We start from the raw sequence: 12073 nt of genomic DNA on the forward strand, positions 1-12073 counted from the left end.
CGCCGCGGCGCTGGCAGCCGCCCGGCGCGCGGCGGCCGAGCAGCGGGTGCCGGGCCGCACGGAGGTGATCGAGTACGAAACCGAGGATGGCCGATGGCGCTCCGAGACCGCCGCCGGCAATGACCGGCCGGAAACCGAGGTGGAGGGATAGCGCATCGCCGCCGATCTGGTGACGGAAATAACCGGTGTGATAGGGTTCCCCGCAAGCGGCGCACAAGACAGCCGCGGCCCCTGGGGAGACCATCATGAATCTGTCGCGCGCAGCCTTGTCGGCAGCCTTCGCCTTGACCTCCATTACGGCCTTCGCGGCCGATTATCCCGCACCTAAGCAGGGCGACTGGATCGCCAGGGATTTCAAATTCCATACCGGCGAGACGATGGGCGAACTGCGGCTGCACTACACCACGATCGGCGAGCCGACCGGACAGCCTGTGCTGGTGCTGCACGGCTCGGGCGGCTCGGCCGCCAGCATGCTGACGGCGACCTTCGGCGGCGAATTGTTCGGCCCGGGCCAGCCGCTCGATGCCGCCAAATACTACATCATCATTCCCGACAGTGTCGGCCACGGTAAATCGTCAAAGCCCTCCGACGGCATGAAGACCGCGTTTCCGAAATACAATTACGAGGACATGGTCGACGCGCAGTATCGCCTGGTCACGGAAGGGCTCGGCGTAAAACATCTGCGGCTCGTCATCGGCAATTCGATGGGCGGCATGCATACGTGGATCTGGGGCGGCAAATATCCGCAAATGATGGACGCGCTGGTGCCGATGGCGTCGCAGCCGACCGAGATGGCGGCGCGCAACTGGATGCTACGGCGGATGATGCTGGAGACCATCAAGAACGATCCCGACTACATCAGCGGCAATTACATCACCCAGCCGCGCATGATGAAATATGCCATCAACGCATACGGCATTGCGACCGGCGGCGGCACGCTGGCCTATCAGGCGCTGGCGCCGACGGCGGCGCAGGCCGACAAGATGGTCGATGACCGGCTGGCAACCGCCATCACCGCCGATGCCAACGACTTCATCTACCAGTGGGAGGCGTCGCACGATTACAATCCGGCTCCGTCGCTGGAGAAGATCGAGGCCACGCTGCTGTTGATCAATGCCGCCGACGACGAGCGCAATCCGCCGGAAACCGGCGTCACCGATGCCGCGATGAAACGCGTCAAGAACGGCCGCCTCTTCCTGATATCAGCCTCCAGCGAGACGCGGGGCCATCTCACGACCGGCAATGCGAAGTTCTACAAGAAGCAGGTGGAAGAACTGTTGCAGACCGCCCCGCGGCGGGCGATGTGAACCGGCACGGACATTGAAGCAAGCGCGCGATGGCGTAGAAGAATGTCGCGCCGAAATCGCAAGTGAAGGCGCGCGACCAAGGCAACGCTGGCGACAAGAAGAAGCCATGATCTCGCACCGCATCAAATCTGCATCGAGCATATCGCTCATTATTTGAGCGTGCATCTGCAGGCGGGCTCCGCTTGAATTGTGCGTGCATTACGAATCGTGGGCAATGCGCTCGCAAGGACAAGACAAAAACGCAGCGGAGGATCGGATGCGAAGGCTCGCGCCATTCGCCTTGCTCGCCTGCCTTTCGGTGTCGGCCGGCGCGGCGCTCGCCGTCGACAGGGGCCAGTTCGACCACGTACCACCTGATATCCGCGCCTGGTTCAACAGCGTGATCGCGCCGAACGGCGTGCCCTGCTGCGATGTTTCGGACGGACACCGCACCACGTACGACGTTCGCGGCGGCGCCTATTGGGTTCCGATCGAGGGCCAATGGATGCAGGTGCCCGAGCGCGCGGTCATTCGCGACCAGGGCAACCCGATCGGCGAGGCCGTGGTGTGGTACGTGCATCACCGCGGCAGCATCATCATTAGCTGCTTCGTGCCGGCGGATGCGGTTTGACCATAACGGACGTCATTGCGAGCGAAGCGAAGCAATCCATTTATCCCCGCGCGGAGAGGTGGATTGCTTCGCTGTCGCTCGCAATGACGGAGATACTCGCAATGACGGAGATAAAAGCCTTCCAACCCGGGGATGACGCAAAACTTGCGGGGTGATAATCTCCGGCGCAATCGAAAGGAGCCGCCCTTGTCCGATCTTGCCCCCGAGGATCTCGCCTCGATCTATCCCGCTCCCTCGCCGCGCGTGATTGCCAAGGCGCGGCCGGAGATCGACGTCCATGCCAAGAAATTCATCGGCATGTCGCCGTTCTGCGTGCTGGCTACCTCGGGCTCGGACGGCAGCGTCGATGCATCGCCGCGCGGCGGCAATCCCGGCTTCATTCATGTCGCCGGACCGCACCTGCTGTTGATGCCGGATCGCTCGGGCAACAACCGCATCGACAGTTTTCGCAACATTGTCGAGGGAAGCGGCTTCGTGCAGCTAATCTTCTTCGTGCCCGGGATCGACGAGACGCTGCGCGTCGGCGGCAAGGGCAGTGTCTCTGTGGATCCGGAGCTGATGGCGTCGATGGTCGAGTTCGGCAAGCCGCCGCGCGCGGTGCTGCGCATCGACGTGAGGGAAGCCTATTTTCACTGCGGCAAGGCGCTGATGCGCTCGAAGCTGTGGGCGAGCGAGCGGGTCGAGCGTTCGGTGATGCCGAGCATCGGCGAAGTGATCCACGACCAGACCGGCCTCGGCGAGCGCGAAAGCCAGGAAGTGATTTACGAGCGGTATAAGACGCAGTTGTAGGGGATTGTCGCGGCGGGGATTACCCTCCCCTGGAGGGGGAGGGTCGGCTCGTATTGAGCGAAGCGAAATGCGAGACGGGGTGGGGTGACGGTCTCTCCACTCGCACACTGTTGGACGTGGAGAGACCGTCACCCCACCCCGCCGCTTCGCGGCGACCCTCCCCCTCCAGGGGAGGGTGAGAAGGTCAGTCCCCGTTCTCCAGCCCGCCGACATGCTTCTGGGTGTAGAGCTCGAGCCCGATGCGCTGGATCAGGTCAAGCTGGGTTTCGAGGAAATCGATGTGATGTTCCTCATCCTTCATCACGCTCTCGAACAGATCGCGCGAGACGTAATCCTTGACGCCATGGCAATAGGTCGCGGCTTCCTGATAGAGCGTGCGCGCGGTCATCTCGGTTGCAAGGTCGCATTCGATGATTTCCCTGACGTTCTGGCCGATGCGCAGAGGATCGAGCACCTGCATGTTGGGAAAGCCGTCGAGGAACAGAATCCGGTCGGTGAACTTGTCGGCGTGCTCCATCTCCTCGATGGATTCCTTGCGCCAGACCTTGGCAAATTCCAAGAGGCCCCAATTGTTCAGGAGCCGGTAATGCAGCCAGTACTGGTTGATCGCGGTGAGCTCGCTGCGCAGGCCCTTGTTGAGATAGTCGATGACTTTGGGATCGCCCTGCATGGTCCACTCCGATTTTCCCAGGCCAAACGCGGCCTGACACTGCATTTAGAACGCTTCTAAATGAGTTTGGTGCCGAGAGCAACCGTTCCGCGAAAAAAGCGGTGGAAACAGCGGAAAATCAGAGGATTTCAGGGGGTTTTCAGCAGGCCGCGAGCGCGAAAGCCGGAGCAACCGGGCTAACTTCCTGGGCCGGCTCGTCATTCGCCGCGCGACTATGCGGGCAACCGGAGCAGCACTCCTTGGCGCAGGCGCCGAGCGCTTCGTCGATGATGGTCTTGATGGTGCGCGCGCACCGGCCACATTCGGCACTGCAGCCGAGGCAACCGTAAATCTGTTTCGGATTTCGCAGCAAGTCCGAAGCCGCACTCACGGCACTACGGACATCGTGGTCGCTCAGGACGTTGCAGGAACAGACGATCATGTAACAAAAAGAACCCTTGGTGATGCCCGTTCATCGATATGGAAGAGCGCGGCGAGATGCAAAAGGAAAAGCCGCATTTTCAAGCAATTCCAAACTGATGCCGGGGAAATGCTGGAATGAATCTAAACAGCGGTGTTGCGGTAAATCAAACCGGCGCTGATTACCCGCCGCTGTCGCTGGACGAAGCGGAATCGTGAGACGAAGAACTGTCTCCGCTCCAGGAAGACAGGTTCCAACCGTTAGCACTGGAACTATCGCTGACGCTGATGCCGCAGTAAGTGCTGTCACTCACACTCTCGCGCCGGGTCGGCCGGGTGAGGAACTTTGGTATCGTGGCACCGCAGCCGTTCATTGATCATTCACGCAAAATGTGGAACTTTTGTCCGGACAGAACTAACGTCCTCCGCGAGAAAGGTGAGGCCATGAAGAAGACATTGATGGCGCTCGGTGCCGCCGCCGCATTGACCGTTTCGGCCGTGGCTATCCCGGCTCCTGCCCATGCACAGCGCGGCGTTGCTGCAGGCGTCGCAGCCGGCTTGATCGGCGGCGCCATCGTCGGCGGCGCGATTGCTTCGCAGAACGGCTATTATTACGGCCCGGGCTATTACGGGCCCGGCTACGGCGGCCCCGCCTATGTCGTCGATCCCGGCTACGGTGAATCCTGCATCTGGCAGCGGCAGCGGTTCTGGGATGGGTATGGCTGGCGGGTCCGCAACGTCAGGGTTTGCGACTAGTCTCCGTTCATCTTCATTAAATTGCGCTCGATATCCCGGGAAGGCACCCGCTTTTCCGGGATGAATGCCGTTTCCGGCCCGAAAAAGACCGCTTTTTCCGGCCACGCTTTGGGAACGTTTACTTTCGATTGACCCATGTGCGCTTTTTTAGCGAAGCGGCAGTTCGAAACAGCGTGTGAGTTCATCCCAAACCCGGCGCTCGAAGGCGCCACCCCAGGAGAGCCCAGGACATGAAGAAGACATTTGCTGCCTTGGTCGCGGTCGCAACGATTGCCGGTTCGCTTGCCTCGACACCCGCAAGCGCCCAGCGTGGCGTTGCCGCAGGCGTGGCGGCCGGCCTGCTCGGCGGCGCGATCATCGGTGGTGCGATCGCCTCCAGCCGCCCGGCTTACGGCGGCCCGGTGTACGTGGAAGAAGCGCCCTACCCGGCGTGCCGTATGGTTCGGGAGCGCTTCTGGGACGGCTACGACTGGCGCTATCGCCGCGTCGAGGTCTGCAACTGATCTGATCGATTGGCGCGCGCTGCGCGTCTTGATCAAGAGCCCGGCCGATATCTCGGCCGGGCTTTTTCTTTGTGTGCCCTCATCCTGAGGAGCCGCGAAGCGGCGTCTCGAAGGATGAAGGCCCCAGTCGGGCCACATGGTTCTCCCGGCGATGCGAAGCATCGTCCGGAGACGGCGCTTGCGCGCCTCCTCACTATGAGGAGAGACAGCGCTAGCGCCCCGCACTCATCGCGCGCAGCACCGCTTCGCTCGGCCAGCAATCGACCTTGAGGCCGGCGGACTTCTGATACGCCCCGAGCGCCGCGCGGGTCTGCATGCCCGCCTTGCCGTCGAGCTTGTCCTTGTAGAGGCCGATCCGCGTCAGGTGGCGCTGCATGGCCTCGACATCGGCGGAGCGCAACTGCGTCGAGGCCGACCACGGGGTCGCGAACGGCTGCGGGCTTACCATGCGGTCGGCGAGATGGCCGACGAACAGCACATAGAGATCGGAGAAATTATATTCCTTGATGACGAAGTAGTTCTTCGTGGTCAGGAATGCCGGGCCGTAGATGCCTTCCACCTGCAACAGCGAGGCCGGCTGCGCCTGCTCGGCCGCACTCAACTTCTGTCCGCGCACCGGCACGAAACCCGCGCGCAGCCATTCGGCGATCGGCTTGGTCACCTCGGGCACGCCCATGGTGCAATCGACATTGGCGGGCGCTTTCACCTCATAGGCCCAGCGCACGCCCGCCTGCCAGCCCTTGTTGACGAGCTGCTGCGCGGCGGAGGCCAGCGCATCCGGCACCGAATGCCAGATGTCGACGCGGCCGTCGCCGTCGAGATCGACGCCGTGCTTGTAATATTCCGACGGCAGGAATTGGGTGTACCCGGTGGCGCCGGCCCAGGACGAGCGAAAATCCTTGCGCGCCACCACGCCCTCGCCGAGAAGTTTGAGCGCCTGAATGAACTCGGCGCGATACTGATCCTTGCGCCGGCCGACATAGGCCTGCGTAGCGACGACACGCAGCGTGTCGTAAGGCAACCGGTAGCGGCCGAAATCAGTTTCGCGGCCCCAGATCGCCAGCACGACGCTGCCGGGAACGCCAAAGCGCTTTTCGATCTCGGCGAGCGCCGCGCGATGCTTCTGCATCAGCTTCTGCCCCTCGCCCGCCAATCGCGCGATCGAAGCTTCCTTCACATAGTCGGCCGGCACCTGCACGAACTCGGCCTGCGCCGGCGCGCCGGTGGGGGGCCGGCCGGGCAGCAGCAGATCGGGCAATTTGTAGTCGGGCTCGAGCCCGCGCGTCTCGGAATCGAACGTCGCGCGCGACACGCCGGCAGCCTGCGCCTCCGGCCACAGCGAGGCGATGAACTGGGTAAAGTCAGCGTCGGCGGCGCGGGCCGGACGCATCGCGCCCGGCGTCATCGCTGCCAGTATCAGAACCGCGGCTATCAACCTCTGTCGCAAACCGGAATCCTGTCGATCGACACGTCGCCCATCAATGCGAGGCGGCCTTGGCATGCTCGGTGGAAACATTCGACAATCTGTCGACATAGGCAATGCCGATCGCCGACAGAATGAACACCGTGTGGATGATGGTCTGCCACATCACGCCGGTTTCGGTGTAGCCGGACTTGCCCGAGGCCAACCCTCCGGCCTCGATGAAGGTGCGCAACAGATGGATCGACGAGATGCCGATGATGGCCATCGCCAGCTTGATCTTGAGCACGCTGGCGTTGACGTGGCTGAGCCATTCCGGCTGGTCGGGATGTCCTTCCAGATTGAGACGGGAGACGAAGGTCTCGTAGCCGCCGACGATGACCATCACCAGCAGGTTCGAAATCATCACCACGTCGATCAGGCCGAGGACCGCCAGCATGATCTGCTGCTCGCTGAAATCGAAGGCGTGGGCGAACAGGTGCCACAACTCCTTCAGAAACAGCACCACATAGACGCCCTGCGCGACGATCAGGCCAAGATAGAGCGGCAGTTGCAGCCAGCGGGAGCTGAAGATCAGCAGCGGGACCGGACGCAATGCCTTCCTCTGAGCTTTGGGCGGCAAGGGTGTTTCGGGAGTAAGGGACATTCAGAAGGGCTCGCTGGAGGATTCGAATTGCGGAAGGATGGCTATATCTACGCAATCTGACCGCGCTGTGAAGCGACAACTGGCCGCAGCGCATATTACGGGATCGTCACGTTATCGGACTCCTTGGGCGAAATAGCGGTCCGGCACGCCCCTCGGATTCATCGTGCAGGCAGTCTACCGACAGGGTCGTCCCTGCGAACGCAGGGACCCATAGCCACCGAACGCAGATGCGTTAGAAGGCATTAGCAATCCTGCCATATCGATAGATCACGCGGTATGGGTCCCTGCGTTCGCAGGGACGACACTTGTTACGTCGCCGCCTTCTTCCCCAGCCCGAGCGCATCGGCCTCTGCCTGAAATCACCGCGTCAGCTTCTTGTACTTCACGCGATGCGGAATGATGCTGTCCTGCCCGAGCCGGCGCATCTTGTCCTTCTCGTAATCCTGGAAGTTGCCTTCGAACCATTCGACATGGCTGTCGCCTTCGAAGGACAGGATGTGCGTGGCGATACGGTCGAGGAACCAGCGATCATGGCTGATGATCACGGCGCATCCGGCAAAGTCCTCCAGCGCCTCTTCCAGAGCACGCAGCGTATCGACGTCGAGGTCGTTGGTCGGTTCGTCGAGCAGCAGCACGTTGGCGCCGGACTTGAGCATCTTGGCGAGATGCACGCGGTTGCGCTCGCCGCCTGACAGCGCGCCGACCTTCTTCTGCTGGTCGGCGCCCTTGAAGTTGAACGAGGAGCAATAGCCGCGCGAATTGACTTCGCGCTTGCCGAGCAGGATCAGTTCGTTGCCGCCGGAAATCTCTTCCCACACCGTCTTCTTGCCGTCGAGATCGTCGCGCGACTGGTCGACATAGCCGAGATGCACGCTTTCGCCGACGGTGATCGAGCCCTTGTCCGGCTTTTCCTGGCCCGTGATCATGCGGAACAGCGTGGTCTTGCCGGCGCCGTTGGGGCCGATCACGCCGACGATACCGCCCGGCGGCAGCTTGAAGGTGAGATCCTCGATCAGCATGCGGTCGCCGAAGCTCTTGTGGAGCCCTTCGAAGTCGACGACGTTCTGGCCGAGGCGCTCGGCCACGGGAATCGTGATCTGCGCGGTCGTCGTCTGCTTCTCGCTCGCCTGCTTCAGCAGCTCTTCATAGCGCTGATAGCGCGCCTTGGACTTGGCCTGACGCGCTTTGGGAGACGACGCGATCCATTCCTGCTCGCGCGCCAGCGTCTTCTGGTGCGCGACCTCCTCACGGCCCTCCTGCTCGAGGCGCTTCTGCTTCTGCACCAGCCAGGACGAGTAGTTGCCTTCGTAGGGAATGCCGCGGCCGCGATCGAGCTCGAGGATCCACCCCGTCACATTGTCGAGGAAGTAGCGGTCATGGGTCACGATCAGGATCGCGCCGGGATAGTTGCGCAGATGACCTTCCAGCCAGGACACGGATTCAGCGTCGAGATGGTTGGTCGGTTCGTCCAGCAGCAGCAGTTCCGGCTGGTCGAGCAGCAGCTTGCACAGCGCGACGCGGCGGCGCTCGCCGCCCGACAGCTTGCTGACGTCCGAATCGTCGGGCGGGCAGCGCAGCGCATCCATCGCCTGATCGACCTTGCTGTCGAGATCCCAGAGACCTTGGGCCTCGATCTCGTCCTGCAGCTTGGTCATCTCCTCGGCGGTCTCGTCCGAATAGTTCATCGCCAGCTCGTTGTAGCGATCGAGGATCGCCTTCTGCTTGGCGACGCCCTGCATGACGTTTCCGCGGACGTTGAGCGCAGGATCGAGGTGGGGCTCCTGCTCGAGGTAGCCGACGCGGGCACCCTGGGCGACCCAGGCCTCGCCGGTATATTCCTTGTCGAGGCCGGCCATGATCTTGAGCAGCGTCGACTTGCCCGAGCCGTTGACGCCGAGCACGCCGATCTTGGCGTCCGGATAGAAGCTCAGATGGATGTTATCGAGCACCTTTCGGGTCGGATAGCTCTTGGTCAGACCCTGCATGAAATAGACGAACTGGCGAGCCATCGCGATCCCTGGAAATGGTTGGATTTTACGGAGATTTGCTGCCGCTCATGTAGCGGCGTGGCTCTCAAAGGGCAACCGCAGGAACCCGTTTTCCATCCGTTCACCACGGATGAATACGGGATGGTCACCATGTCGCGACAGATCCCGACAATTGAAACTATCTTTTAATAAATCGGGCGAAAAATCGTCTTCAACGCCGAAAAACGGCGTTTTGAAAACAAAGGGCCTGTGTCATGGCTACGATCGCTTCGGCATCCCTTTCTGCCCCGGCTCATGCAACCGCCGGACTGGCAAAACCGCTGGCAGAACTCCGCGCCTTCTGGCGCCAGTTCATCGCCAGGGCGTTCCACCCCTACCGCCCGGAACTGCACTATATGCGCGGCCCCGGCCCGGCCTGGCGCGCCAAGCATCCCGGCCGTTTGAACTGAGCTTTTCCGGTTATCCGTCAGAAGCCCCTCATGGTGAGGAGCGCCAACGGGTCCGCGCGTAGCGCGGCCCGATGACAGGCTCCGCGCGTCTCGAACCATGAGGCCACAGACGGGCCTGCATCCTTCGAGACGCGGCCTGACGGCCGCTCCTCAGGATGAGGTGTTTGAGCAGCTATGACGCAGTAGAATTATTTGATCCTGCCCTGCGTTTAGTCCGCTTGCGCCGCCCCTGATTGCGCGCAACCATGGCGAGCTTCCCTGACGGCCATCCCGCCGTCGTCCTCGCCACGAACGGACTTCCCCATGACGCGGCTGCGCTGTGCAATCCTCGACGACTATCTCAACGTAGCCCTGATGGTCGCGGACTGGTCCAAAGTCAAAGACCGTGTCGACGTCACGGTGTTCGACCAGCCGTTTGCGAGCGCGGAAGCTGCTGCCAGCGCGCTGAAGGATTTCGAGATCATTTGCGCGATGCGCGAACGCACCCCGTTCCCGCGCACCATGTTTGCAGGCCTGCCCAACCTGAAGCTCCTGATCACCTCTGGCTTGCGCAATGCCGCGATCGACATGGAAGCCGCCAAGGACCACAAGGTGGTGCTGTGCGGTACGCAATGGGGCCGCGATCCGACTGCGCCGCTGACCATGGGCCTGATCCTGGAACTGACCCGCAATATCGGCCGCGAAAACGCGCGCATGCATGCCGGCGAGCCCTTGCAGAAGCACGTCGGCATGGAGATCGAGGGCCGCACGCTCGGCGTCATCGGCCTCGGCAAGCTCGGCACCAAGGTGTCGAAGCTGGCGCAGGCCTTCGGCATGAACGTGATCGCCTGGAGCCAGAATCTGACGCCGGAGAAGTGCAAGGAAGTCGGTGTCACCTATGTCAGTAAGGAAGAGCTGTTCTCCACCGCCGACATCATCACCATCCATGTGGTGCTGAGCCAGCGCACGCGCGGGCTGGTCGGCGCCGCCGATCTCGCGCGGATGAAGCCGACCGCCTACCTCGTCAACACCGCGCGCGGACCGATCGTCGATGAAGGCGCGCTGTTGGAAGCGCTCACGCAAAAGAAGATCGCAGGCGCCGGCGTCGACGTGTTCTCGGTCGAGCCGCTGCCGGTCGACCATCCCTTCCGCAAGCTCGACAACATGGTACTGACGCCGCATCTCGGCTACGTCACCGAGGACAGTTTTCGAAACCACTATCAGCAGATGGTCGAGGGCATCGACGCCTGGTTCAAGGGTGAGCCGAAGCAGCGGCTGGCGTAGGCAAGCTCAGGCTGCATGCTGCGCGGTTGCGCCGCTGGCAACCTCCGCAAATCCCTCGCGCCACGACGGATGCGCCGGCTGCCAGCCCAGCTCCCGCCTGGCCTTGGCGTTGGAGCCTGCCCGTACCTCGGTCATCATCGAAACCAGGTGCTCGCCGGCGAACAACCGGCCAAGCCAAGCCGGCACGCGAATCGGCGGCCTGGCTCCGACCAGGGTGGCAAGGGCCGGCAGCCATTCGCTGACCGGCGCCGGTTCATCGTCGACGATGTTGTAGATCTCGCCGGGCTTGCCGTGCTCGACGGCAGCCACGGTAGCGGCAGCCGCATCATCGACGTGGATGAACGACCACCGTCCGCCGCCACCACCGATCAGCGGCACGCGGCGCCGGCGCACCTGATCGATCATGGCGCGCGAGAGCATGCCGGTGTCAGGGCCGTAGAACGATCCATATCGCAAGACGATCCCTTCGGGGGTCGCCAAGCTGGTAACGGCGTCCTCCAGATATTGAATCGCTTCCAGCGTGCGGCGCAGTTCCTCCGGCGGATCGACATCGAGCACATCGGCCTCGGTCTTGACCGGTTCGCCACTGCGACCGTAGGTCCAGCCGCAGAAGCTCTGGGCGATGAAGCGCCTCGCACCGGCTTCGCGCGCGGCCGCCAACAGGAAATCGGTGCCCTGCGTGCGCAACTTGTTGGTGGTGGCGAAGGCGCGGTCGAAATGCCTGACATCCGTGACCGCAGCGAGATCGGTCATCTGATCGATGATGATTTCGGGCTTCGCCGCGATCACGGCGGCGCGAATGGCAGGCGCGTCGAGCCCATCGACGACCGCAGGTTCCGCGCCCATCCGTTTGATGGCCTCGGCCTTCGCCACCGTTCGTGTCGTGCCAACAACGGAGTGACCTGCCGAGATCAGCGCGGCAACGAGCGGGCGGCCCACGGCGCCGGTGGCGCCTGCAACAAATATCCGCATGTCAAATCCTCCTGTTGCTGCCCCACAAATCTGGCCGGCAGGTAGTCGGAGCAAATGTGAATTCAAGCGCGCGAATGTGGCGGACGCCCAAAGCGGCAGCCGCGCAGATGTCGACAGGCGGGATACACGGGCAACAAAAAAGGCGCGCCACAGGGCGCGCATTTGAAACGTTATTTGTGACTTAGGCCTAGCGGATCGTGACCGGTGCGGGCAGCGGCGGCACGACCGTCGGCTGGGCGCCGGGAACAGGCGCCAGTTGGGCCTGTGCCGGTCCGGGGGCTGCTGCGGCAGCCGGGCCGGA

Annotated in this window: 13 protein-coding genes; 7 read left to right on the forward strand and 6 right to left on the reverse strand. The window is 62.6% G+C overall.

Translation table 11 applies throughout. The annotated features are described in order from the left end of the window. Positions 1–245 precede the first annotated feature (245 nt). From CP49_RS25860 to CP49_RS25870, 3 genes are all read left to right on the forward strand, one after another. Positions 246–1307, forward strand: a complete 1062-nt coding sequence (locus tag CP49_RS25860; RefSeq protein ID WP_057852996.1) for an alpha/beta fold hydrolase — start codon at positions 246–248, stop codon at positions 1305–1307. 256 nt (positions 1308–1563) lie between these two features. Then, positions 1564–1917: a hypothetical protein gene (locus CP49_RS25865; RefSeq protein ID WP_057853008.1), complete on the forward strand. Its 354-nt coding sequence runs from the start codon at positions 1564–1566 to the stop codon at positions 1915–1917. 186 nt (positions 1918–2103) lie between these two features. Then, complete coding sequence (locus tag CP49_RS25870) at positions 2104–2706, forward strand: pyridoxamine 5'-phosphate oxidase family protein (protein ID WP_057852997.1); 603 nt, start codon at positions 2104–2106, stop codon at positions 2704–2706. A 184-nt stretch (positions 2707–2890) separates the two neighbouring features. On the opposite strand, the gene bfr is transcribed toward CP49_RS25870, so the two are convergent. Further along, positions 2891–3376 (reverse strand): bacterioferritin, encoded by a 486-nt coding sequence (gene bfr, locus CP49_RS25875; protein ID WP_057852998.1) that lies wholly within the window; start codon positions 3374–3376, stop codon positions 2891–2893. Positions 3377–3515: 139 nt separating this feature from the next. Continuing rightward, a complete protein-coding gene (locus tag CP49_RS25880) occupies positions 3516–3797 on the reverse strand; it encodes a (2Fe-2S)-binding protein (protein WP_057852999.1) in 282 nt (93 codons plus the stop codon). Positions 3798–4219: 422 nt separating this feature from the next. Here CP49_RS25880 and CP49_RS25885 point away from each other — a divergent pair, with 422 nt between their 5' ends. Then, positions 4220–4531: a hypothetical protein gene (locus CP49_RS25885; protein WP_057853000.1), complete on the forward strand. Its 312-nt coding sequence runs from the start codon at positions 4220–4222 to the stop codon at positions 4529–4531. Positions 4532–4761: 230 nt separating this feature from the next. Then, positions 4762–5034: a hypothetical protein gene (locus CP49_RS25890; RefSeq protein WP_057853001.1), complete on the forward strand. Its 273-nt coding sequence runs from the start codon at positions 4762–4764 to the stop codon at positions 5032–5034. 211 nt (positions 5035–5245) lie between these two features. Here the strand turns inward: CP49_RS25890 and CP49_RS25895 are convergent, their stop codons facing one another. From CP49_RS25895 to ettA, 3 genes are all read right to left on the reverse strand, one after another. Further along, positions 5246–6439: a lytic murein transglycosylase gene (locus CP49_RS25895; RefSeq protein ID WP_245310868.1), complete on the reverse strand. Its 1194-nt coding sequence runs from the start codon at positions 6437–6439 to the stop codon at positions 5246–5248. Between the two features lie 73 nt (positions 6440–6512). After that, on the reverse strand, positions 6513–7100 hold the full coding sequence (locus tag CP49_RS25900; RefSeq protein WP_057853003.1) for a TIGR00645 family protein: 588 nt from the start codon (positions 7098–7100) through the stop codon (positions 6513–6515). Positions 7101–7459: 359 nt separating this feature from the next. Further along, positions 7460–9109, reverse strand: a complete 1650-nt coding sequence (ettA, locus tag CP49_RS25905) for an energy-dependent translational throttle protein EttA (protein ID WP_057853004.1) — start codon at positions 9107–9109, stop codon at positions 7460–7462. 233 nt (positions 9110–9342) lie between these two features. Here ettA and CP49_RS25910 point away from each other — a divergent pair, with 233 nt between their 5' ends. Both CP49_RS25910 and CP49_RS25915 read left to right on the forward strand, forming a co-directional pair. Beyond that, complete coding sequence (locus CP49_RS25910) at positions 9343–9537, forward strand: hypothetical protein (protein WP_057853005.1); 195 nt, start codon at positions 9343–9345, stop codon at positions 9535–9537. A 303-nt stretch (positions 9538–9840) separates the two neighbouring features. Next, on the forward strand, positions 9841–10800 hold the full coding sequence (locus CP49_RS25915) for a D-2-hydroxyacid dehydrogenase family protein (protein WP_057853006.1): 960 nt from the start codon (positions 9841–9843) through the stop codon (positions 10798–10800). 6 nt (positions 10801–10806) lie between these two features. Here CP49_RS25915 and CP49_RS25920 read toward each other — a convergent pair whose 3' ends face one another. Then, positions 10807–11772, reverse strand: a complete 966-nt coding sequence (locus tag CP49_RS25920) for an NAD-dependent epimerase/dehydratase family protein (protein WP_057853007.1) — start codon at positions 11770–11772, stop codon at positions 10807–10809. Between the last annotated feature and the right edge of the window lie 301 nt (positions 11773–12073).

Origin of the sequence: Bradyrhizobium valentinum (assembly GCF_001440405.1) — a bacterium.
GTDB lineage: Bacteria > Pseudomonadota > Alphaproteobacteria > Rhizobiales > Xanthobacteraceae > Bradyrhizobium > Bradyrhizobium valentinum.